Origin of the sequence: Rhizobium johnstonii 3841, assembly GCF_000009265.1 — a bacterium.
GTDB lineage: Bacteria > Pseudomonadota > Alphaproteobacteria > Rhizobiales > Rhizobiaceae > Rhizobium > Rhizobium acaciae.
The window spans coordinates 85080-108079 of record NC_008382.1; the positions used below are offsets into that span (position 1 = coordinate 85080).

17 protein-coding genes and 9 pseudogenes are annotated in these 23000 nt (G+C 57.2%); 12 read left to right on the forward strand and 14 right to left on the reverse strand.

Features of this window, described 5'->3' with window-relative positions; genetic code table 11:
- Window positions 1–10: 10 nt before the first annotated feature.
- The 3 genes from RL_RS24815 to RL_RS24825 form a co-directional block, all read right to left on the reverse strand.
- Window positions 11–1684, reverse strand: a complete 1674-nt coding sequence (locus RL_RS24815; RefSeq protein WP_011654579.1) for an IS66 family transposase — start codon at window positions 1682–1684, stop codon at window positions 11–13.
- A gap of 384 nt (window positions 1685–2068) precedes the next feature.
- The gene (locus tag RL_RS24820; RefSeq protein WP_011654196.1) at window positions 2069–3244 is read right to left on the reverse strand and encodes an IS91 family transposase; all 1176 of its coding nucleotides are present in this window, start codon (window positions 3242–3244) and stop codon (window positions 2069–2071) included.
- Between the two features lie 13 nt (window positions 3245–3257).
- Window positions 3258–4118, reverse strand: a complete 861-nt coding sequence (locus RL_RS24825) for a tyrosine-type recombinase/integrase (protein ID WP_011654197.1) — start codon at window positions 4116–4118, stop codon at window positions 3258–3260.
- A 265-nt stretch (window positions 4119–4383) separates the two neighbouring features.
- On the opposite strand from RL_RS24825, the gene RL_RS39900 reads away from it, so the two are divergent.
- Together RL_RS39900 and RL_RS39305 are read left to right on the forward strand one after the other, a co-directional pair.
- The gene (locus RL_RS39900; RefSeq protein WP_157865235.1) at window positions 4384–4527 is read left to right on the forward strand and encodes a hypothetical protein; all 144 of its coding nucleotides are present in this window, start codon (window positions 4384–4386) and stop codon (window positions 4525–4527) included.
- Between the two features lie 45 nt (window positions 4528–4572).
- Window positions 4573–4668 (forward strand): annotated as a pseudogene (locus RL_RS39305) (IS6 family transposase); the annotation flags it as partial.
- Here the strand turns inward: RL_RS39305 and RL_RS38015 are convergent.
- Window positions 4669–5357 (reverse strand): annotated as a pseudogene (locus RL_RS38015) (IS5 family transposase); the annotation flags it as partial.
- Window positions 5358–5595: 238 nt separating this feature from the next.
- Here RL_RS38015 and RL_RS36960 point away from each other — a divergent pair.
- Together RL_RS36960 and RL_RS24850 are read left to right on the forward strand one after the other, a co-directional pair.
- Window positions 5596–8301: a zeta toxin family protein gene (locus RL_RS36960; RefSeq protein ID WP_011654584.1), complete on the forward strand. Its 2706-nt coding sequence runs from the start codon at window positions 5596–5598 to the stop codon at window positions 8299–8301.
- A gap of 348 nt (window positions 8302–8649) precedes the next feature.
- Window positions 8650–9839 (forward strand): IS3-like element ISRle4 family transposase gene (locus RL_RS24850; protein ID WP_122330883.1). Its coding sequence is split into 2 segments (ribosomal slippage): window positions 8650–8899 and window positions 8899–9839, totalling 1191 coding nucleotides; the frame shifts between segments, so codons are not numbered across the junction.
- Here RL_RS24850 and RL_RS38020 read toward each other — a convergent pair.
- Window positions 9826–10342 (reverse strand): annotated as a pseudogene (locus tag RL_RS38020) (transposase); the annotation flags it as partial. The gene RL_RS24850 and the pseudogene RL_RS38020 sit on opposite strands and share 14 nt — an antisense overlap.
- A gap of 82 nt (window positions 10343–10424) precedes the next feature.
- On the opposite strand from RL_RS38020, the gene RL_RS40700 reads away from it, so the two are divergent.
- From RL_RS40700 to RL_RS24875, 3 genes and pseudogenes are all read left to right on the forward strand, one after another.
- Entirely contained in the window at window positions 10425–10601 is a 177-nt protein-coding gene (locus RL_RS40700; protein ID WP_011654586.1) for a hypothetical protein, read from the forward strand.
- Between the two features lie 286 nt (window positions 10602–10887).
- On the forward strand, window positions 10888–11337 hold the full coding sequence (locus RL_RS24870) for a helix-turn-helix domain-containing protein (RefSeq protein ID WP_122330888.1): 450 nt from the start codon (window positions 10888–10890) through the stop codon (window positions 11335–11337).
- A pseudogene (locus tag RL_RS24875) lies at window positions 11282–11905 on the forward strand (transposase); the annotation flags it as partial. The gene RL_RS24870 and the pseudogene RL_RS24875, both read left to right, overlap by 56 nt.
- A gap of 65 nt (window positions 11906–11970) precedes the next feature.
- Here RL_RS24875 and RL_RS24880 read toward each other — a convergent pair.
- The 3 genes from RL_RS24880 to virD1 all read right to left on the reverse strand — a co-directional run bounded on the left by RL_RS24880 (window position 11971) and on the right by virD1 (window position 14941).
- On the reverse strand, window positions 11971–12723 hold the full coding sequence (locus RL_RS24880) for an IS6-like element ISRle7 family transposase (RefSeq protein ID WP_011654541.1): 753 nt from the start codon (window positions 12721–12723) through the stop codon (window positions 11971–11973).
- A gap of 120 nt (window positions 12724–12843) precedes the next feature.
- The gene (locus RL_RS38030; RefSeq protein ID WP_122330889.1) at window positions 12844–14517 is read right to left on the reverse strand and encodes a relaxase/mobilization nuclease domain-containing protein; all 1674 of its coding nucleotides are present in this window, start codon (window positions 14515–14517) and stop codon (window positions 12844–12846) included.
- Window positions 14483–14941 (reverse strand): T-DNA border endonuclease subunit VirD1, encoded by a 459-nt coding sequence (virD1, locus tag RL_RS24890; protein ID WP_011654589.1) that lies wholly within the window; start codon window positions 14939–14941, stop codon window positions 14483–14485. The genes RL_RS38030 and virD1 overlap by 35 nt, the downstream gene beginning before the upstream one ends.
- 247 nt (window positions 14942–15188) lie before the next feature.
- Here virD1 and RL_RS24895 point away from each other — a divergent pair, with 247 nt between their 5' ends.
- Both RL_RS24895 and RL_RS24900 read left to right on the forward strand, forming a co-directional pair.
- A complete protein-coding gene (locus RL_RS24895; protein ID WP_011654590.1) occupies window positions 15189–15884 on the forward strand; it encodes a conjugal transfer ATPase VirC1 in 696 nt (231 codons plus the stop codon).
- 1 nt (window position 15885) lies between these two features.
- On the forward strand, window positions 15886–16479 hold the full coding sequence (locus RL_RS24900) for a conjugal transfer protein VirC2 (protein WP_011654591.1): 594 nt from the start codon (window positions 15886–15888) through the stop codon (window positions 16477–16479).
- Between the two features lie 233 nt (window positions 16480–16712).
- Here the strand turns inward: RL_RS24900 and RL_RS38035 are convergent.
- Both RL_RS38035 and RL_RS24905 read right to left on the reverse strand, forming a co-directional pair.
- Window positions 16713–17196: pseudogene (locus tag RL_RS38035) on the reverse strand (transposase); the annotation flags it as partial.
- Window positions 17197–17245: 49 nt separating this feature from the next.
- Window positions 17246–18319: pseudogene (locus RL_RS24905) on the reverse strand (IS256 family transposase); the annotation flags it as partial.
- Between the two features lie 174 nt (window positions 18320–18493).
- On the opposite strand from RL_RS24905, the gene RL_RS24910 reads away from it, so the two are divergent.
- The gene (locus RL_RS24910; RefSeq protein WP_011654541.1) at window positions 18494–19246 is read left to right on the forward strand and encodes an IS6-like element ISRle7 family transposase; all 753 of its coding nucleotides are present in this window, start codon (window positions 18494–18496) and stop codon (window positions 19244–19246) included.
- Window positions 19247–19491: 245 nt separating this feature from the next.
- Here the strand turns inward: RL_RS24910 and RL_RS24915 are convergent, their stop codons facing one another.
- Window positions 19492–19797 carry a type II toxin-antitoxin system RelE/ParE family toxin gene (locus RL_RS24915; RefSeq protein ID WP_011654593.1) on the reverse strand — a complete coding sequence of 102 codons (306 nt, stop codon included), beginning with the start codon at window positions 19795–19797 and terminating at the stop codon, window positions 19492–19494.
- Entirely contained in the window at window positions 19776–20003 is a 228-nt protein-coding gene (locus RL_RS24920) for a hypothetical protein (RefSeq protein WP_011654594.1), read from the reverse strand. Before RL_RS24920 ends, RL_RS24915 begins: the two co-directional genes overlap by 22 nt.
- A gap of 89 nt (window positions 20004–20092) precedes the next feature.
- Between RL_RS24920 and RL_RS24925 the strand changes: the two are divergent.
- Together RL_RS24925 and RL_RS38040 are read left to right on the forward strand one after the other, a co-directional pair.
- A pseudogene (locus RL_RS24925) lies at window positions 20093–20843 on the forward strand (IS6 family transposase).
- Between the two features lie 110 nt (window positions 20844–20953).
- Window positions 20954–21133, forward strand: a pseudogene (locus RL_RS38040) (IS3 family transposase); the annotation flags it as partial.
- A 184-nt stretch (window positions 21134–21317) separates the two neighbouring features.
- On the opposite strand, the gene RL_RS24930 reads toward RL_RS38040, so the two are convergent.
- A complete protein-coding gene (locus RL_RS24930; RefSeq protein WP_011654596.1) occupies window positions 21318–22208 on the reverse strand; it encodes a hypothetical protein in 891 nt (296 codons plus the stop codon).
- Between the two features lie 207 nt (window positions 22209–22415).
- A pseudogene (locus RL_RS24935) lies at window positions 22416–22934 on the reverse strand (transposase); the annotation flags it as partial.
- Window positions 22935–23000 lie beyond the last annotated feature (66 nt).

Below are 23000 nucleotides of genomic sequence, written 5' to 3' on the forward strand. Positions count from 1 at the left end.
CCGAGAGCGTTCAGGCGCGTGCTGCAACCATCGAGGCGAGGGGTGCCACAAGATGATCTTCGTCACCGATCCCCAGCCGATCGCCGAGATAGTGCCAGAACGACAGGCCGAGCTTTTGGCAGGTCTTCATCAGGCCGAGCATGCTGTCACGCGCCTGCCGACCGTTGCGACTGACCGTGCCGCCGGAAATCTTTCGCTTGATGACAAGTCCGCGCAGATCTCTTTCCGACGCATTGGTATGGAGCGGGGTTTCAGGCCGCTCCAGAACCCGCAGCAGTTCGGCCTTACGGCGACCCAGGCGAAACAGCAGTTTGTCGAGGTCGCCATAACCGGTGCGCAGCGAAAAAATCCGATCGAACCGGGCCTGAAGGCCCCGGGCTGCACGGGGATCAGGTCTTCGCTGAAAGGCTTTCAGGGCCTTGTAAAAGTGCCAGACAAGCTCGCGCAGGGTTTCGACGTGTTTCACTTGGCCGGGCGTCGCCGGCATAAGCTTGTGCAGCAAACGCTCTGCGTGGACCCAGCACAGCGCATGGGTGCCGACACGGAATTGTCCGGCATCGTCGGACACGATCACCGCATTGCCGACCAGACCGTGATGGCGGATGGCGCCCCAGATGCCGGCCTCGGCAAACGGGCGGATTATTTCCTTGTCGAAGATGTTGATACCATTGGCGGCCAGATACTCTAGAAACGGAACCTGATTGGCAAACCGCCGCGGTTCACATGTCTTCAAATGCGCCAGAAGGGCGGGGTCCACCTGACGGGTTTCCAGAAAGGTGAAGGCGGCATCATTGAGAACATAGTCCTGATAGTTGCCGCGCAGCAGGGCCAGAAAGTTCAGCCGCGACTTCGACGGCGTCGTGCGGAAGGCGGTGAAATGTTCGCCACCGATCTGTGTCGTATGGAAATTGCGGTTGGCATGACGGGCACCTGTGTCGTCGACGGTGACAAAGGGAGCCGAGACCAGGCCGGCATGCAGCACGGCGGCATCCTCGGCATGAAAGCCGTCCAGCCGCTCTGTCAAAAACCGGATGACCTGGCGTTTGGAAATCTCGACACCGACATCGTTCAGCAAGGTCGTCAATCGCTGCGTTGTGACCTGCCCATGGCTATGAAGCATCAGGCAGAAGCGACGCAGACTGGCGCCGTAGCCGCCCTTTATCCCTGCTGGCAGCGGCGCAATGATCGTGCGTCCTTCCGGTGTCACCCAGCATTCGCGGCGATAGCGCACCACTTCGGCCCGCACAACCAGATCCCGGACCACGCAATCCTTGTAGCCTTTAAACCGCGATCCAGGTGGGGCTCTGGCAGGCAGCACCTCTTCGCGCGTGGCGCTCCCCGTGTCGCCCTTCGGCCCGCGACGCCGCGCAGGCTTTCGGCTGCCGGCAACCGTCTTGTCGCTCGTTGCCTGGTCCATACCCGAGGGTCTGAACGGTGGGCGTGGCGGCAGGTTTTTAAGTCGCGCAATCTCGTCGCGCAGAAGCTGGTTGTCGACCTTCAGCCGCGTGTTCTCGATCCTCAGCTGATCGTTTTCTTCTCGAAGCTTTCGGTTGTCAGCCTCGAGCGCCTCAATCCGGATCTCTGCCCGATCGGCCCGCGCCACCAGACCAGTCACGAGCTCGCGCAGCGCCTTCAGCGACAGCGTATCGGCATGCTCGGCCATGGGGAGGCGGCGCTTCGTCATAAAGGAAGTGAATCATGATTCACAAAAAATCGGAATCTGGAGGGTTCTGTGAGGTCCGTTCGCTATGCGTGCGGCATTCACTGATCGGACCTCATTGAAGCCGGATTGAGCGAAGGCGCGGGTTGTTTGGCGCTATGGGGATTTAGTCGAAGCGGTGGATGGCGTTTGGCAGAATCGAGCCTTGCCGGAGCACCTGGACAGGTCTGGAAGGAGATTCTTGCCGGTATGCGGTGTCTTTGACGCTCCTGTCGGCTGGTTTGCATCGGCCGACCCCTTGGTTCTGTGGCGGTTTACGTCGCTCAGGCACGCATTGGCCAAAACACTCGCCTCGCGGCTCCCGGCATGCCGACGCTGATCGTTGCAATGATGCTGCGCGTGATATGATCATGAACTGTCTTTCCATGCTGGCCGGCGTACCGGCTGGAGCGGGGTCCATGCGCCGATGATTGTCATGGCTCCGCCACAACAGGGACAGCGATGCGCCAAGGGTGGTGGCTTTGCGTCCGGTTCTTCGACCGGGTGTTCCGGCGGCGGGACGTCGAGCAGGCTTCGGCACAGATCCAGCTTCAGTTGCCGATGGCCATTGGCAAGCAAGCCGAAGTGACGAATGCGGTGGAAGCCGTCCGGAACGATGTGAAGCAGGAAACGGCGGATGAACTCGTGGGCATCAAGCGTCATTACCTTTTGCCTGCCGCCCGTTCGATAATCCTTCCATCGGAATGTGACGCGATCGCCATCGATGCTGACGAGGCGGGAATTGGAGATGGCAATGCGATGGGTATAGCGCCCGAGATAGGCCAGCACCTGTTCGGGTCCGGCAAATGGCGGCTTGGCGTAGACCACCCAGTCGACACGCCGCGCTTCTTTGACGATGCGATTGAACGCGGCCGGATCGGCCAGGCCGGCGATATCGCCAAAGAACCGAAGCTGGCCCAGGTCGTAGGCCTGCTTCAGCTCTTCGAGAAACAGCCGCCGGAACAGGCGTGACAGAACCCGCACGGGCAGGAAGAAGTTTGCCCGGCAGGCAACCCAGCGGGACTGGTCGGCCGACAATCCGCCGCCCGGCACGATGCAATGGATATGCGGGTGATAATGGAGCGTCTGGCCCCAGGAGTGCAACACCGCGATGAAGCCAATCTCTGCACCCAGATGCTTGGGATCGGCAGCAAGCCTGCGCAGCGTCTCGGCGACAGCGCGAAAGAGGATCGTGTAAACGGCATTTTTGTTCTGGAAGGCGATTGCGGCGATCTGCTGCGGTAGGGTGAAAACCACGTGGAAATAGCCGACCGGCAGAAGGTCGGCCTGCCGGGCAGCAAGCCAGTCACGGCTCGCCTGTCCCTGGCACTTCGGGCAATGCCGGTTGCGGCAGGAATTATAGGCGATGCGGAACGCCGCGCAGTCCTGACATTGCTGGACATGCCCGCCCAGGCGAGCGGTCCGGCACATCTCGACCGCACTCATGACCCGGCGTTCGACACGCCCGAGATGAGCGTCGTGTGTTTGGCGATATCTTTCCCCGTGGCGGCGAAAAATGTCCGCCACCTGCAGTCCCGCCGCCATAGCGAAGCTATGCTCAGCCTGGCGGCACCACCTCTAGCGTCAGCCGGTCGAGCGGGCTGGTCGTGCTGCGGATCAGCGTATTGGAAACCTTCGTGTAGCGTGCCGTGGTGGACAGATTGTTGTGGCCGAGCAAAACCTGAATGATGCGGATGTCGGTTCCGCTTTCCAGAAGATGGGTGGCAAAGCTGTGACGCAGCGTATGTACCGTCACCCTTTTGTCGATGCCGGCAGCAGTGCACGCCGAACGGCAGGCAGAATACAGAACCTGGACGTCAATGGGCTTGGTCTCGTCCCGGCCCGGAAACAGCCAGACCTCGGGTCTCGCCAGCCGCCAATAGACCCGCAGGATCGCGAGCAACTGCGCTGACAGCATGACGTTGCGATCCTTTCCGCCCTTGCCATGCTCGACGCGGATGATGCCGCGCTCGCCATCAATGTCGCGGACCTTGAGATGGACAGCTTCCGAGGCGCGCAGCCCCGCCGCATAAGCTGTCGTCAATGCGGTGCGGGTCCTCAGGCTCGGAACCGCTTCCAGAAACCGCACGATCTCGTCGCCGTTTAGGATCGTCGGAAGCTTGGCGGGTGTCCGGGCATAAGCAATGCGCTCCGGTATCTCGCCATGACCAAGCGTGACGCCAAAGAAGAACCGCAGGGCACAAACTGTCTGGTTCAAGGCCGGCCATGATAGGCCCGATGAGACCAGATGCACCTGAAACGCGCGCACGTCTTCCAGTCCAAGACGGTCTGGCGATCGCCCGAAATAGCGCGAGAACTTCGTCACCGCATGCAAATACGATCGTTGCGTCGCTGGCGAAAGATTGCGGATCGTCATGTCATCGATCATGCGCCGGCGTAGCGGGCTTATCTCTGTCATCGTCATCTCCTGTTCAAAGGTCGGGCTAAAACAGCCCAATCCTTCAAATCAGAAGCGCATCATGCAATCCCGCGCTCCAAATGCCGCGATAGCGGCTTCGTTCAATCCCCCCTGCCACCAGATCTGCTCCAGTTACCAAATTCGGGGTACGTGGGGCAGATTTGGTGGCGATGCCGGTTTGTCAGGCAATTGTGTCGCTGACCAGCTTCTATCATAATCGGGATCGTCCTTGAAGAAGACTGCCGTTTTAGGGTGGAGCCGTGCCATGACCGACATCGATATCGACACGCTCGATGAGACCGAACTGCTGGCGTTGAACGAGCGTATCGTCGAACGGCTTCATCTTCTGCATCGGCAAAAGACAGATCAAGGGGCCTGTCGCAAATTTTTCCGCTTAACCCTATGTTGACCATCCGCAGAGAATTTGCCGCTCCGAAAGTTGCGGAGCGAACCGATGATTCTGAATGCCATAGCCGAAAAGCTGAAGCGCCAGTCGAAGGATGATTTCAAAGGCAGGCATTTCGAGGCATGGCTGATTGTACAGGCGGTTGTCGCTTCGCGTGGCGATAGCTTTGAACTCTTTGAGCTTGCAGAAGAAGTTCTCGATCAGATGCCGCCATTTATAGACTTCCCTGTCGATCTGGATGGGATGTTTGCGTTTCGGGCGCTGCGAGATGACGATCTTTGTCCCGCGTTTGTTCATCTCCTCGATGATCCAGTTGGCGTCGAAGGCCTTATCGGCAAGGATCGTGTCGAAATCGATGCCATCGATTAGCTGAGCGACGCCGATTGTATCGTAACGCTGGCCGGGCAAGAGGTGAAAACGCACGAGGTTGCCGAGGGCATCGGTCAGGGCAAGGATTTTGGTCGTCCAACCGCCTTTCGATTTTCCGATCGCCTGATTTTGAGTCCCCCTTTTGCGCCGTGTCCGTGACGATGGACCGGAACGATCGTCGCGTCGATCATCGCATATTCCATGTCTGGATCATCCGACACAGCTTCGAATATCCGCTCGAACACGCCCTTCCTCGACCAGTCGTCGAAGCGCTTGAAGATCGTGTTCCATTGGCCGAACTCATCCGGTAAATCCCGCCAGGGGCTGTTGGTGCGGGCTTTCCAAAGAACCGCCTCCAGAAACAAGCGGTTGTCACCGCCGCTGCGACCGGGGTCGGTATCCTTGCCAAGGCAATGGGGAGCCATCCTCTCCCACTGGGCGTCCGTCAAGATAGTCCGAATCATCTTCAAACTCCTCAAAAGGAGCTTGAATCATGATGCCTCTATCGATGAAACCCTGAATCTCAACGGGCCCTAAATTGTTTAGTCCCATGTTTAAGCATGGAATGTTGGGAGTCAATGTCAGTGCTGATTGACAGAGATGTCAGCGGTGGTGAGATTGACCATAAGATCCGCCCGTCGGTATCGATGGCAATGTGGCGCTAACTTTAAACCATCGCAGATTGGTACGAGGAAACCGAAAATGGAAACACAGGAATCGGTCGAAGCTCTTAATAAGTTCCTGGCAAAAAAGAGGAAATTGAATCCAACGAAAGCGAACGAAGTATTTAAACGTGAAATCTTAGGTAGCATGGCAGTCGAAAATGGAGGGCTGCAGAATCCCATCTTTCTTGTTGTAGGCGGACAACCGGCAGCGGGTAAAACCTCCGCAATTAGGCAGTTACTGAATAAATATGATCCCGAATACACTCAAGTGGTAAGCGAGAACGAACTCAGGTCTTTTCTTCCCGACAACCACCGCGCTCGAATCCGGGGATCTCATGTAGTCGAGGAAATAAATCGCTTCGTCGTTTTGAACTGGCGCGATCAATTGATTGAGTATGCGATACGGCATCGATCGAATATCATATTGGAGACGCGCGATACTCCTAATTACATCCTTCTCGAGAGGGCTCGTCACATTGGCTACAAGACAGAGCTAAATATCGTGGCCACAGATAGAATCACTAGTTTTACCGCCATGCATGATCGTTATGACCGCTGGCTGTCACGAGACTCCATCGCCCCTATCACCTCTCCAGATGCTAAGTCGCACGATCTTAGTTATTCCGTTTGGGCATTCATAGCGGCTACGGCCGTTTGTTACGAATCTTTTGATCGAATAGCAATCATTCGTCGAAGCGGCGAAACAATCTTTGAAAATAATCAAGCCAACGATCTCACTGGACCGATGAAGATGCAGGGCGTCATGCAGGCACTTATGATTGCCCGTAATAGGCCATTGGGAAAAACTCACCGGGACGAGATTCAGAATATCTGGAACAAGCTCGAACAGAGCGATAGGTTCGCTCGACATCTACCTTGCGCTAACCTGCCAATAAAATCTTACAAGGCGGAAATAGGCCTGGCGCTTAACAATCAAGTGGATTTTGATCCATACAAAATTCCGGCTGACGATCAGCGAAATATTGCCGAGATGTTCGTCCGAAATGTTAAGCAAGATGAAGACTTTATAGTGGCAAATCTCGGTGAGCCGTACTGCTACAGCAGTCATATCCTTGAGAGGATCACATCAAGCCATAAAATATTACAAGAGGCGTTTCTCGGAAAGTCTGCAATTGCTAGAACAGGACCATCGGATTCGACCTTTGCTCCTCAAGAGGATACAACCTGGGGCACTCCCCATCAGGAGCCACCACGGTCATCCATTGTGAAGCGGAAGAGGACAGATTATGCTAGCCTGGTAAATCAATCGCCGCAACAGGTGTCTGATGCGGCTAAATTGCTGCTACCAAAACTTTTGGTCGATGTGTCCCCGTTTTCCAAGCGGAATACAGGCGCGGGAATGGCCAACGATGCAGCGCTTGGCGGCTTGCAGGGCGAGCATTCGGCGTCGGCGCTGAGTCCGTCAGAACCAACATTCTACGACTTCCCCGATTTTACAGAGGACGAGCTGGCAGGAATCGATGCAACAATCGATGCGCTGTCCAGATCTCGCTCCAATGCTGCACCCAATTTGCATGGGACCAGATTGAATGAGGCGTTTGAGAAAAAGGACCCCCCTTCAGGCGCGGGATTGGCCAACGATGCAGCGCTTGGCGGCTTGCAGGGCGAGCATTCGGCGTCGGCGCTGAGTCCGTCAGAACCAACATTCTACGACTTCCCCGATTTTACAGAGGACGAGCTGGCAGGAATCGATGCAACAATCGATGCGCTGTCCAGATCTCGCTCCAATGCTGCACCCAATTTGCATGGGACCAGATTGAATGAGGCGTTTGAGAAAAAGGACCCCCCTTCAGGCGCGGGATTGGCCAACGATGCAGCGCTTGGCGGCATGCAGGGTGAGCATTCGGCGTCGGCGCAGAGGTCATCGCAAGCAAGCCCTAAGGACTTTCCCGATTTAACCGACTCCGATCTGGCGGATGTCAGTGAGTTGTCGCCCATCGACACCAGGAGAGCTGCTTTTGGAACGGGGAACCGACGGAGGTCAGGTCCTGGCACTTTCTACGCGCACCAGGCGGGGTACCAATCAGTCACACATACGGTTTTTGATGCTGAACATATTGGTGACAACCTGCGGGTCGGGAGCGCGCCAATCCCTCTCTGGCTCGAAGACGAGCAGATCGCGGCCGATTTCACACTGCTTGGCAAGGCGTTGCACAGGGCCAGTCCCGACATCGCCGCCCGGACCCGGTTGGTGGCGCCGGCGGTGGCCCATTTCTTGCGCATGGCTCCGAACCCGGCCGATGCGGCCGCCATTTTCCACGACATCATCGATGGCGGCAGGGCCGACTTCGGGGGCGGCACGGCCAGCTTCGTGTTCCTTCCGGTCAACAATGCCGGGACTGGCCCGGGGGGAACCCACTGGTCGCTGCTTCTTGTCGATCTACGCGGGCGCCCGCCGGTCGCCTATCATTACGACTCCTCTGGCACCCTGAACGGCGCCATCGCACAAGGGCTGGCAGCACGTCTGGGCGCCCGCTTGGATCGAGTGCGGATGGCCCAGCAGGACAACAGCTACGATTGCGGGGTATTTGTCGTGGACGCCACCAGGGCGCTGGCCGCGCGATTGGCTGAAGGAGAACGGCCCGGGAGCCCGCCGCTGCACCTCGACACCCTCGTCGCCGACCGACAGGCTTTACTGGACCGCCTCACGGCCCCCAGTAACGCACGAGTGGAACTGGCGTCTTCCTCGAGAGGCAGAGAACGCTCATACGGGGGGCGATAAGCTTCAGGGCGCGCCGCATTAATAGGCCAGCGAACGGGTAGCCCGAAAACGGCTACGGAAAATGTATTGTTGTGCAGGCATCATCGATATGGCGATACAACACCTTCGCAACATCGCGTTCGTTGAAGAGTAGCGGCGTGCCACTCGCACCTTGACTGGAAAACCCGATAGTCGATGTCGATGATCGCAGCCATGATGGACGGTAAGCGCTCATTTTGCTGCGCGTTGACGCATTGGATTGTGACGCCCGCAGCGGCTTATGCGGCCGTGGATTTGGCGAAGTTTGACCTTGCCCCGTTGAAATAATCCATTTTGAAGTAAGCTCTGGCCCATTGAGAGGACCAGAGGATGAAGCGCAATCGTTTCACGGACGAACAGATCATCGGCATATTGAAGGAGCACGAGGCAGGCACGCCGGTCTCGGAGCTTTGCCGCAAGCATGGCGTCAGCGATGCTAGCATCTATAAATGGAAGGCCAAGTTCGGCGGCATGGAGGTGTCCGAGGCCAAGCGGCTGAAGACGCTTGAGGACGAGAACACGAAGCTGAAACGGCTTCTGGCGGATGCGATGCTCGACAATGCTGCCTTGAAAGACCTTTTGGGAAAGAAGTGGTGACGCCCGCGGCCAAGCGGAACGCTGTCGCGCATCTGATGAGCCATCATGAGATGAGCGAACGGCGGGCGTGTAAAGCCATTGGTTTTTGCCGAATGACGGTCCGTTACGAGACCAGGCGCGACAATGATCATGAGCTTCGCGAGCGAATGAAGGCGTTGGCGCATGAACGTCGCCGCTTCGGATATCGGCGCATTCATGTGCTGCTCCGGCGGGAGGGTCACCTCGTGAACCACAAGAGGCTCTTCCGGCTCTATCGGGAGGAGAAACTGACGGTGCGCAAGCGCGGCGGTCGCAAGCGAGCGATAGGCACGCGAGCGCCGATGCTGGTGCCGATGGTGGCCAATGATCGTTGGTCGCTGGACTTCGTGTCGGATCAGTTCACCGATGGGCGCAGATTGCGGATTCTGACCGTCGTCGATGATTGCACGAGGGAGTGCCTGGCGCTCGTCGCCGATACATCGCTTTCCGGTCTTCGCGTCGCACGGGAGCTTGACCGGATTATCGAGGAGCGCGGCAAGCCGAGGATGATCGTCAGCGACAACGGCAGCGAGTTCACCAGCAACGCGATCCTGCAATGGGCGGACCGGACCAAGGTTGACTGGCATTACATTGCGCCTGGCAGGCCTATCCAGAACGCTTTTATCGAAAGCTTCAACGGGCGGCTGCGAGACGAGTTCTTGAATGAAACTCTGTTCTCGTCGCTTGCTCACGCCCGGTCTGCGCTTTCAAACTGGCGTAGCGATTACAACGATCAACGCCCTCATTCAGGCCTTGGCTGGCTGACACCGGCCGAATTCGCTCAGACACTCAACCCGCGACGTGATGCGGTGCTGCGCAGCCGAAATGGCTCCGCACCGCAACCCGCCGCTACCGAACCAACAACAGCAACCAAAAACCGCTGGAGCGAACTCAAAACTGGATAAAACTTGGGGGCAAGGTCAAGTTAAATGGGAGCAGATCGTCGATATTGGCGCCCTCCGGACGCTGCGGCGCTTCGGTAAAGACGTGTCGCAACCAGGTGAATGGCTCGACGCCACAGGCGCGACAGGTCAGCATAAGGCTGTAGATGACGGCGCTTGCCTTGGCCCCGTCGACCGTGTCGCAAAATAGCCAGCTCTTCCTTCCTGTGGTAAAAACTCTGATATCGCGTTCCAATAAATTGTTGTCGATCGGCATCCTGCCTTTCAATCCGATAGAGCTGGTCGAAGAACTTCAATGCCTGCGCGGGCGGGCGGCTTTGTTTCTTCCCGGCCTTGAAGGCGTTGACGAAGCGTCGCCTGGCGTGAGCCATACACCTGACATGCGTTGCGCCCTTCAGGGTGCGCCAGCCCTGATAGCCGTCGCTCATCAGGATGCCGCGATAGTCACCAAGGAAAGTCTGCGGATGCACCTGCCCACGACCGGGCTGATATTCGAGCAGTACAACCGTGAGCGCTACGAACAGCCCACCTTTCCTTTTGTGATCGAGGCCGCGAGATAAGCTCCTTCACCGATAGGAGCAGAACGGGATGGTTGGAGATCGCGCTGATGCCATGCTTGAAGTCATGGATGAAGGCATACATGAAGCCATGCATGAGGGAAAATATCGTCGGATCGAGGTGATCACCGGTCGTCGCCAGCGGCGGAATTCGACTGACGAGGAGAAGGCGCGCATCCTTGCAGAAAGCGCGCGGAACCTGATGTGAACATCTCGGCTGTTGCTCGGCCAAGATCTGCGCGCAGCGGGCGATGTTCGTGCCGGTGACCGTGGTTGGCGATCGAACGTCGCCCGAGAGCTTGCCGTCGGAGCCCGCCCACTTCGCCGCAGGTCGGATTGAGATCGAGATTGCTGGCGCACGCCTGACCATGATCGGCTCGGTGGCGCCCGAGTTGGCGCAAGCGGTAGTAATACCAGCGAGCGCAGAGTGCGACTCTCTTGGGATTCCCGAATCGGTGAAAATCTGAATCCATTGAGCAAACGGGAGGTTTGCAATGGGTTCGGCGATTGCATTGCGCGATGATTTTGATGGTCCTGCTCTGCGGCAGTTCGCGAAAGGGACCAAGGATGCCGCTCAAGCGCGGCGGCTTTTGGCGTTGGCGGAAATTTATGACGGCGGCTCGCGTACAGATGCGGCCCGGATCGGGGGCGTGACCTTGCAGATTGTTCGCGACTGGGTCGTTCGTTTCAATGAACACGCGTTTGCCGGGCTCCTCAACGGCAAGGCTCCTGGCAATCGGCTCAAGCTGAATGATGATCAGCGCCAGGCCTTGGCCAAGATTGTAGAGCGTGGTCCGATCCCGGCTATCGACGGTGTCGTTCGGTGGCGGCGCAAGGATCTGGTCCACTGGATCTTCCAGGAATTCCGGACCTCGATGGACGAGACCACGGTTGTTCGTGAATTTCTTTCAGCCATCATTCAAGCTGAAAGAAAAGCACCGTGACGGAGCCAAGGTGATCAAGCGCTATCATCGTCCCGCCACGCCCTATCAGCGGCTGCTTGACGACGCACGCACGCCGGAGGATACATGCCTTCGGCTCAAGGCGATGTACCTGACGCTCGATCCGGTTCGGCTGCTCCGCGACATACGCCTGGCACAAGAGAGATTGGTCGAAATTACTGACAAGCCTGATGGTCCGCCTGCCACCGACGGCGAGGCATTACCGCTCGAAGACTTTCTGTCTGGCTTACGGATTGCTTGGCGTGGTGGTGAAGTGAAACCGACTGCCCGCTCCAAGCCAGCGGCCAAGCGAGAGCGGCGGAGGCCCGATCCTCTACTCGCCGTCACTGCCGAACTCGAGGATTGGTTCGAGGCGGAGCCTTGGCGAACTTCGCGAGAGTTGCTTGAACGCTTGCAGGTCAAATACCCCGGCGTGTATCCCGACGGCCTCATTCGGACCACCGTGCAGCGTCGAATGAAGATCTGGCGCAGTACACAGGCCAATGCGCTGGTGTTCGGGCCATTCGCCGATGCCGCGCGGCAGACGCAAATCGTAGAGGTCGTGCAGTGAGGCTCTTACCGGGCCTGTCGCAAACATTTTCGGAGCGCGCGATTATCCCTTGAGCATCTTCAGTTTCATGCTTTGTTAACTTTCTGCAGTCCGAAGAGGCGCGCAAGCAGATCGTTCTGATCGTTGATGGTCCAACTGCCCGAGAGGCCGAAGCCTTTCCTCAGCCACAGCATCGCCTCGAAACCCGCGATGGTTCGCCGCGCCGTGTTGAAAGATTGGAAGCCACCGATTTTTGGCATGTTCTTCTTTACCCGGAAATGGTCACTTTCGATGCCTTGCTGGAGGTGCTTGGTGACATAGTGGACGGGGTCCGGATGTAGAAGCCCATCATCAACCGACGTTTTGATCGTTGACGGGAAGGTGTTGGCCCCGTCCGTCCCGATCTTATTCGGCGACAACAAGGGCTCGTCTTTGAGCATCTTGCGGAAGAACCGTTTGTCGGCGTCGAGATCGCGCTTCGCCGTCAACAGGAAGTCCATCGGATTGCCGTGTTTGTCGATGGCCCGATATAGGTATCGCCATTTGCCGCGGATCTTGACATAGGTCTCATCGACGCGAACAGAGCCGCAATGTGGCCGGCGGAACTGACGCAGCCGCTTCTCAATCATCGGCGCGTAGGCCAATACCCACCGATTAATTGTGCTGTGATCGACCACGAAGCCGCGTTCCCCGAACATCTCCTCGATATCCCGATAGCTGAGCGGATAACGAAGGTACCAAGCGACCGCCTGTACAATCAGCCATGCCTCGAAATGCCTGCCTTTGAAATCATCCTTCGACTGGCGCTTCAGCTTTTCGGCTATGGCATTCAGAATCATCGGTTCGCTCCGCAACTTTCGGAGCGGCAAATTCTCTGCGGATGGTCAACATAGGGTTAAGCGGAAAAATTTGCGACAGGCCCTTGGCATCTGTGGTTTCAATATTGCTCGTGGTCGTACTCAGCGAGAACCGCCGGGGGTCTTGCGCGATCGTTCGACCACGCGACCCCTGCGAAGGGGCCGCGGTTGATTAGGATCGACGTCTTGAGGGTCGGGCTCACGGCTGTGTTGCTGCCTTGCGCGTTCATCGGCTTCGCGCTGTTCACGGGCCGCTCGTTGGGCCCGGGTTTCGATGATGCCGGGGGCGTAGCTACGACGCTTACGTTTCTCCGGCCGCTCCGAATCGAGCTCTTCTGGCCTTTGGACGTCCCGCCTCGCGCGTTCATCGGCTTCGCGCTGTTCACGGGCCGCTCGTTGGGCCCGGGTTTCGATGATGCCGGGGGCGTAGCTACGACGCTTACGTTTCTCCGGCCGCTCCGAATCGAGCTCTTCTGGCCTTTGGACGTCCCGCCTCGCGCGTTCATCGGCTTCGCGCTGTTCACGGGCCGCTCGTTGGGCCCGGGTTTCGATGATGCCGGGGGCGTAGCTACGACGCTTACGTTTCTCCGGCCGCTCCGAATCGAGCTCTTCTGGCCTTTGGACGTCCCGCCTCGCGCATTCATCGGCTTCACGCTGTTCACGGGCCGCTCGCTGGCCCCGGGTTTCGATGATGCCGGGGGCGTAGCGGCGGCGCTGCCGTGGGTGCTGGTGTGTATTGGAACCGCCGTCTTCAGTTTCCGTCTCCGGGCGCCGACGACGCCGGGTTTGGCGCTGTTGCTCGAAACCGCTCTCGTCCTGTGTACCGTGTCCCACAGCTTGCCCCTGCCCATCGGAATCACTTCGTCTTCTCGAGTCAAAATCGTCGACAATACGAACTTCATCGACCGTATTGTCGCGGGTGGCCGGTCCAGCGTTGCTCCCGGATGCTTGCCTAGGGGTGTCTCCGTGACTTGGTCCATGTGGACCGCCGCCGGGCCTTAGGGCCCTGTCGGCGTCGCCAAGGTTTGGGGGGCTGGATGATCCTCGGGGAGTGGCGGGAACATCGGGTTCTGGGTGCGGGCGAATCGCAACTGTTTCTCCAGCCCTCTGCCTGCGTCGGAACTCCGCATAGGTAATCGGTCGCTCCATGATGCCGCGCTCAGCACGCGAGGTCGCATCCAATTCGATACCGTTGTCATACGCGGCATCAACAAGTGCTGCGCGCATATTGTTGTAATTGTGATGGGGATCGCGGCGCGAGATTTTCAACCAGTGGCCTTCCAGCGCCCTGCGATTGACAACAACATGCAAATGTGGATGTTGCCGGTCGACATGAAAGGCAGTGATGTAGTCGAATGTACCGCCCTGGCGCCCCGAACCGAATACGTTTTCCGCCCACGCCCGGCCCGCAGCGTGTGCGTTGTTGGTATCGGTTCCACGCGGAAAGCTGACGATTATGTGCGTGGTCAGGTCCTGGTTGCTTTCTGCCTCTGGCTGGCCAGGTTGATAGTTGCCGGTTTGCTCGGCCCAACTGCGTGCCATCTCGAAAAGGCGATCGTATGGCACCGCAACACTCTGAAGACGCGAGGATCGCAGGAGGTCAATGGTGCCCTCGCGAGACAGGTAATTCAGCTGATCCCGGATTTGGCGTGCGGTACGAGCGCCGCCTCGAGGCACAATTCTTATGATGGCTTGCGGGGGCATCTTGGCCACCTGACAGCGACGTTCCCAGAAAATCCTCTCACCGTTCGCTCTCCTGTAATAATCTTCGGCCATCTTGCCGCCGTCGGGAAACGTTCAGTATTGTGCGAAGCAGGGCGTCGAGGGCGGCGAATTCTTGGCCAAACTGCTGCCTATGGCTCTCGAAGCGTTCGATATCCACTCTACCATCGCGACTTGCAATCCGGCTCATGTCGTTGAGCGCATCGGCAATTTGACCAATGCTGCTGGTGATTTCTTGGAGGTCTTGGCGAGTGTAGGCGTCAATTTCCAGGAAGCCTGCTATCCGACGCACTGCGATGCGGAGAGCTAAATTGCTTGTCAGCCCGAGCGTCAGCAATTGTTCCGAGAAAGATTCAAATTCGGCCAACCGCAACCGCACGCTGACTATCTTATAGCCGAGCGGGTCAACTATTGCGGCGCTTCGTCTTCTACGAACAGGAGCATCACTGAACAAGTTAGGGGAGTAGTCCTCTGCCATTTCTCTGACCCGCATTCGTAGAAATAGTCGACGCAATTTTACACTGGAAACTAGCAGACGTTATCATAGAGATATCCATGCTAAATGGAGTATGCGAATTGTTACAGGTGTAACTGAGTGCGATGAAGCATTCACTATTGTGGGATGGAACTTCGTTGCCACAGGCGAGATTCATGATTAAATCAGTACTTAATACAAAACGATTGTAGATTTTATGGAAGCATCAAGGCGCAGGCAAAACTACGACATGAAACTGATTACTTGCTGCTCATTCAAAGGCGGAGCGGGTAAAACCACAGCCTTAATGGGGCTGTGCTCCTGGCTTGCCTCCAAGAAGAGGAGGGTTGCGTTGTTCGAAGGTGACGAAAACCGTCCCCTTACAAAATGGAAAGAAAACGCCCTTCGCAACGGCGCTTGGGATCATCAATGCGAGGTGTTCGTCGCCGATGAGTTGCCTCTACTGGAGGACGCATATCAACAGGCTGAAGGTGCTGGCTTCCATTATGCGCTGGCCGACACCCATGGCGGTCTGAGTGAACTGAACAATGTTATTGTTGCCAGCTCCGACTTTCTGCTGGTGCCGACCATGCTGACACCTCTGGACATCGATGAGGCGCTTGCGACTTATCGTTACATCGTCGAGCTGCTACTGGCAGAGGAACTGCAAACGCATACCGCCATTCTTCGCCAGCGAGTTCCCGTTGGCAGACTGACGGTCTCTCAACAGACCGCCTACGATATGCTAGAGCGTCTGCCAGTGTTTGATGTGCCCATGTATGAGCGTGATGCCTTCGCGGCCATGAAGGAGCGGGGGATGTTGCATATAACGGTGGCGAATCTGTCCCACGCTCCCGCAATGCGACTAATGTTGCGTAACAACCGCCGCGCATTGGATGAGCTTGCCATGATCGGTGCCTTCGTAGAGAAGGCGTTGGAGGGTTGATGTGGGTATCCGCAAACCGGCTGTTTCGGCGCAGGAGGCGCGCCGACTTGCGACGAGCCAATCGGCGAGGTCGTTCCAAGAGAGTATGCTGGCCTCCTCAAATCCGCGAGTAGCGATCGCACCAATCGAGCCGACCAGTCGCCAGACGGGCGATAGAACAGTACCTTCCCAAGCTTTGCCCGCGAGAAGGACCGTTCTTCTTGCGAATGAACGCCACGACGAAGATCCGAAGGTGCAGGTGTTTCTGTCAGCGGCGCTTCCCGCCCGCGGCATCTCCGCGACTTTTGACGCGTTAAGTGCCGAGTCTCGCCCTGCCCGGGCCCTGCAGCTGATATTGCGGCGTGCTTTGGACGACTACGAGTTGATGCTGTCCAACGGCTCGTTCGCCGAAATCGCGCAGGCCTATTCCGTTGAGGAGCCGCTATCTATCGTTGCGACGTCGCGCATGATGCCGCGACGGCTGGTCGATATTGCCCTCGCTCATTTTGATCCGTTGGGTTTCAATAGTGCCCGGGCCTTCGGCCGTAAACTTGCTAGCTCGGCTCTTTGCATTTTCTTTAACAACGAAAAGAAAGTTACCCACCGACAGCGCTGATGAGGACGTTCGTGGCTGACTGACACTGCGGGTGCAGTGGCAGTGCCTGAATTGGCGCAGCAAAAAGTGAATGTGGCCACGTGAGGCCGAGCCTGGACTTTTCAGGCGGGCCGTGTACTCAGGGGCTTCCCACGCGGCCATCGCCTGGCGTCGATGGGTTCGAAGTTGTGCTGCGGAGTGGCGTTGGTGGACGGATGTGGAACTGAACGGATGTGGATCTTTGAAACGGCTGACTATAAGGTGGCTGCCTTGCGGCGGACGGCTTTCGGGCGTGCGCAAGCAAGCATGCGGTTGAGGACGGCGCAGCCGATGGCGACTTCTGCTGACCAGGCAGCGACCTGGCCCGCAGACGCCGTCCGACGATGGACTTGTATCGCCCGATTGCCGTCTCAACCAGCGAGCGTTTGCCGTAGCCGTTAGAGACCTGCCATTTCATCCGGCCGTCACTGTTGATTGCGGCGATATGCCGGTTCCGTTGGCCGGGAGGTCTTTCGTCGCTTGGCTCGACCGCGTTGGCGCGAGGCGGAATGACGATAGCCGCCGCGCTATGATCGATGACTGCGTCGTATGTAGGTTTTCCATCATAGGCACCGTCGGCTGTAACTGTCCGATCGGACCGCCAATCTGGCCGAGGAGTGGCGCAACTTGAGAGACATCGCCAGCATCCTGATCCGTCAGGGTATGGGCAACGATCTCGCCGCTATCGGCATCCAGTGCCGGGAGTGTCAGGAATTTCGTGTACGGGCGTGCGGTTGAACATTAGCTCTTACGCCCTTGCGGCCTGAAAGCGGTCCGCCAAGAGAATGGCGAATTGCGATTTTGCCATCGTCCATTCTCTTGGCGGCATCTTCCACTCTTTCTCCGATCTGTTCAAGACCAAGTAGAGCAATTTGGTTGCTGCCTCATCACTGGGGAAATGGCCTCTCGCTGGGACGGCGCGACGCAGCTTGGAATTCAGGGCTTCGATGGCGTTCGTGGTGTAAATGATGCGGCGCACATCCTTGGGAAAGGCAAAGAACGGGATGACCTCCTGCCAGGCTCGCCGCCAAATCTGGGCGATGGCTGGGAATTTCCGGCCCCAGAAGCCATTCTCGAAGGTCGTCAGCGCTGCCTCCGCCGCCTTGTCGTCGATAGCCCCGTAGATGGACTTCAGCTCACGGGCCAGGTCCTTGCGGTCTTTCCAGGAGGCAAAATCCAAGGAGTTTCGCAGCAGATGAACGATGCAAGTCTGTACCGTCGTTTCTGCGAAGACAGCATTGATAGCCTCGGGAAAGCCCTTTAGGCCGTCGACGACGGCGATCAGGATGTCCTCGACCCCGCGGTTTTTCATCTCATTCATCACCCGAAGCCAGAATTTGGCACCCTCGTTGGTTTCGATCCAGAGGCCGAGGATTTCCTTCGTGCCGTCGCCGCGCACGCCGAGCGCTATGTGCACTGCCTTGTTCCGGACGTGGCCTTCATCCCTGATCTTGACCCTCAAGGCATCGAAGAACACCAACGGATAGACCGGCTCCAGAGGCCGCGCTTGCCATATCGCCACCTCGTCCAGCACCGCATCGGTAACGGCCGAGATCAGATCGGGAGAGACGTCGATACCATAGAGGTCATGGACATGCCCGGCGATCTCGCGCGTACTCATCCCACGCGCATACATCGACACGATCTTCTCGTCGAAGCCTGGGAAGCGGCGCTGGTATTTGGCCAGCAATTGAGGATCGAAACTCGACTGCCGGTCGCGTGGGATGGCAAGCTCAAGCGAGCCACTATCCGTCAGCACCGTCTTGCGGCCATAGCCATTGCGGCTGTTGCCGGCAGTCCCTTCGCCGGAGAGGTGATGATCGCGTAGCGGCAATCTCGATGAGATTCGTATTGCCTCACCCAAGAGTGTTCCCGGAGAATAATGCCGTTGCCTCACTCGGATGTTCTCGAATGGGCCTGTCGCAAATTTTTCCGCTTAACCCTATGTTGACCATCCGCAGAGAATTTGCCGCTCCGAAAGTTGCGGAGCGAACCGATGATTCTGAATGCCATAGCCGAAAAGCTGAAGCGCCAGTCGAAGGATGATTTCAAAGGCAGGCATTTCGAGGCATGGCTGATTGTACAGGCGGTCGCTTGGTACCTTCGTTATCCGCTCAGCTATCGGGATATCGAGGAGATGTTCGGGGAACGCGGCTTCGTGGTCGATCACAGCACAATTAATCGGTGGGTATTGGCCTACGCGCCGATGATTGAGAAGCGGCTGCGTCAGTTCCGCCGGCCACATTGCGGCTCTGTTCGCGTCGATGAGACCTATGTCAAGATCCGCGGCAAATGGCGATACCTATATCGGGCCATCGACAAACACGGCAATCCGATGGACTTCCTGTTGACGGCGAAGCGCGATCTCGACGCCGACAAACGGTTCTTCCGCAAGATGCTCAAAGACGAGCCCTTGTTGTCGCCGAATAAGATCGGGACGGACGGGGCCAACACCTTCCCGTCAACGATCAAAACGTCGGTTGATGATGGGCTTCTACATCCGGACCCCGTCCACTATGTCACCAAGCACCTCCAGCAAGGCATCGAAAGTGACCATTTCCGGGTAAAGAAGAACATGCCAAAAATCGGTGGCTTCCAATCTTTCAACACGGCGCGGCGAACCATCGCGGGTTTCGAGGCGATGCTGTGGCTGAGGAAAGGCTTCGGCCTCTCGGGCAGTTGGACCATCAACGATCAGAACGATCTGCTTGCGCGCCTCTTCGGACTGCAGAAAGTTAACAAAGCATGAAACTGAAGATGCTCAAGGGATAATCGCGCGCTCCGAAAATGTTTGCGACAGGCCCCGTTCAGCCCTTTCCACTCACATCCACCGGATCCGCGCAATGGCGCAGTGGAAAGCCGTGACCGGCGCAACTGCCTGACGTCACAAACAAGCGCCTTGTTCAGGCGTCCATGAAACAACGTGACATCGCCATTGCCGCTGTTGGGGGATAAATCGAAAAATCTGCCCCCTCACACCTTGAATTTTGCACATCAGCCGCGCGGCTGATCCGGCTCCCGCGCCGCATGGCGAACGCCGATAATCACAACATCCTCGGCCGTCACTTCGTAGAAGATCAAATAGGGGTAGGGCGGCGTCACGATCCGGCGCAAGCCGCTTTCGCTGGTGAGCTGGCCAGAGTAGGGATGTTGCACTAAAAGCGTGGTGATTGCCTGAATGCGCGCCTGAACGTTGCGCGCGCCTTGTGGTGATCGCTCGGCAATGTAGCCAAGAATTTCGTCAAGCTCGGCAAGTGCCTTCGGAGTGTAGCGGAGAATCAAAGGCTGTGCTTCGCCCAAACAGCGCGTACCTGATCGTTGTTCGCAAATTCACGACGTGAAGCTTGGGCGCGGGATTCCGCGAACGAAGCAGCTTCCTCCGGGTTAAGTTGAATGACGGGTTGCTCCTCGCCAATGAGTTGCAGCAATAGCCGTGCAAGATCGTCCTGCATCGCGGGGGGTAGGGCGCGGACGGTATCAACCGCATGTTCAAGTAACTTCGTCATGGGGCGAGCATATCACACCCTTGGCTGAACATGCCAGCGGGGGCTGAGCGAATCAGAAAGCGGGCGGGTACTGTCACATTGATTGGGTGATGTCACGTTGTGAGCGGCTTAACGGTTGTCGGATAATGGGTTGGGATGAACAGTCCTGCCGTCAGCTACAAGAACCACCGCTTTCCACCGCAGATCATCGCCCGTGCGGTCTGGCTGTATTTCCGGTTCCCTTTGAGCCTGCGGATGGTCGAGGAAATGTTGTTGGAGCGCGGCATTGTCGTCTCCTATGAAACGATCCGGCGATGGGGCCGCAAATTCGGAACGGCTTATGCCAGGCAGTTGCGCAGAAAAAAGCCGTCGCGAAAGGATATCTGGCATCTGGACGAGGTGGTGATTTCCATCGGCGGCCGCAAACATTGGCTCTGGCGTGCCGTTGACCAAGACGGTTACGTTCTCGACGAGATCGTTCAAGCCCGCCGCGATACCCAAGCTGCCAAGCGATTGCTGGTCAGGCTGCTGAAGAAACAGGGCCTGACGCCGAAGCGTATCATCACAGACAAACTGCGCTCGTACAGCGCTGCAAAACGAGATGTCATGCCCGCTGTCGAACATCGATCGCACAAGGGCCTGAACAATCGTGCGGAGAATTCTCACGTGCCACTTCGAAAACGAGAACGGGTGATGCAGGGATTTCGATCCGTCGCAGGCTTGCAACGTTTCATATCGATCTTTTCAGCAATCCGAAATCTCTTCGTTCCCCCGCATTGGAAACGTTCAGCCCTTTCCACTCACATCCACCGGATCCGCGCAATGGCGCAGTGGAAAGCCGTGACCGGCGCAACTGCCTGACGTCACAAACAAGCGCCTTGTTCAGGCGTCCATGAAACAACGTGACATCGCCTGCCACGGATATAAAAGCTCACGAACCTCCGTCCTGTGGGTGTTCTGTCGTCGTGTTGTATAACCATTTCCGGCCGCACTCATCGCTCGGATATCAGACCCCGGCAGACTATGCCGGGACCATCGCCGCAACCGGCTCCAACGCTGCGCAAGATGAAAGCTTCGCGTTTCCGCCGGTTGCTCACACCGCGCCATTTGGCGTATTCAAAGCCGCCGAGGCTCTAACCGCCGCTGGATGAAAGTTCAGTGGCAGGTCACTGCTCTTCTTGATGGAATTTTCACAAAATTGCGCTGGGTATCAAGTTGCCGAATCCGGTCTTGGGATCTGTGAGACCACCAGATGAATGCTAAGGAGGATGATTTTGGGTTTTGGGGCGACACGAATTCAAAAATCAGGGCGAATTTGCTCGCAATTCGTACCTATCAACTGCGACCGGAATTTTCCCTAACCCGGACCGAAGCATAGAGCTCATGCCGCAAGCTTCGATATTCTTCTGCTAGAGCATCGCTCGCTCTTTCCACGTCATCCAAACGCTCAGCAGGAACCAAGCCGCCAGCGGTCAAATTTCGCACGGCTCCTTCGGTCTTCAATAGTTCGTCGTCATGGTCGACCGCCGACCGAGCCGCGCCAGGCGAGGATAGACCCGAGCTCTGTCGCTGGGCGTTTTTGTAATCGTCTTCTACGTTCCAATAGATTTCCCCCGCGGTTACTTCGCCTCGAAGACGATCAAGAATCCGACTTTTGTGCGAATTGGATAGGAAATCATATCCGTGGACGAGGAGCTGTGCGCCTCCAATCCGATCGTCTGAGTGTTCAGCAGAGGAGAAAAGGCTCAGGGCTCGATCAATCAAGCGTGTTCTATCGTTAGCATCGAAAATTGACAGCTTGTCCTTGAGGAGGCCCATTGCTTCCGCCTGCCGCTGTTCATCCGACAGTGAGAGAACTTGGTGTACGAGTCGTTGTCTACGCTGCGGAGCCAGATAGTCGATGATCGCCCCTGTGCTCTTAAGCCTGGAGGGTGGTGCTACTTGCTCTGTATGAGGAATAGTATTATCGAATAAAAGCCTTGCTGCCTCCCCGAGTCTGGTAAGGCGCCGGTGGAAAGGGCCGACATGACTACTCTCTACCGCGTCGCGCGCGATCACACCGGCCAGCTTGAAGTTTGTTAGATCAGACGCTGTTTGAGCAGGACTTTCAGTCACCAGCCTAACAGCCACGTCGGCTAGAGCATCTCCTGGCAGGTCCACGTTGTGCTGAGTCGGGTTGTTTAAGCCGACTTCGGCATTCGCCTCTAAGCCTGATCGATTGGTCATTTCTAGGGCCCTTTTATAAAAACTGAGCGCAGCGGTTTGCGAATAGGCCTTGCCTTGGATGAGTTTGTCGCCACGAGCATCGTGTGTAAGTCTGGCATATTCAACGTTAGTTGTCTTACAATTGAAGCTTACGGCTCCCCTTTTGTCGCCCCTGCGCGATCGGACAGTCGAAACCGAGCTATGCGGGAATTTGGGTGGCGAGGCTGATCAAGCAGCGCTCTGCGGCTTCGTTTCGATAATCTCGATGCCATCCGGAACCTGGCACTTGCGATGAGTTTCGGCAACTGATTTTGTCCTTTCAATCGTCGCCATGTCCTGGCCGCGGCGATGACCAGCTTGAAGACCATCAGCGTGGCGGTTTTTGAGGATAGTGAGCCCTTGGCACGCACCGTGCGGTGGCGAACGGTGGCAAAGACGCTTTTGATGGGATGGATGTTCGCAGATGATCCCAGTGTTCGGCGGGCAAATCGTAGAACGCCAGCAACGCATTTTGATCTTTCGTCAGGCAGTCGACTGCCTTGGCATACTTCGCGTCATACTTTTCGACGAAGACGGCATTGCGATCTCGGCCGAGGCCCGGCTGGGAGCGAGATAGATTTCGCGCAGGACTGCCTTCATGCCATCCTGCACCGATTTCGGCACCTTGTTGAGAATGTTGGCTGTCTTGTGCACCCAGCATCGCTGGTATTTGGTGCTGGAAAGAAAGTCATCGAGCGCCTTCCAGAACCTGGTCGGATTGATCTTCTTTTTCAACTCCGCCGTGCCCTTGAACTTCGATGGCGATCGCGGACA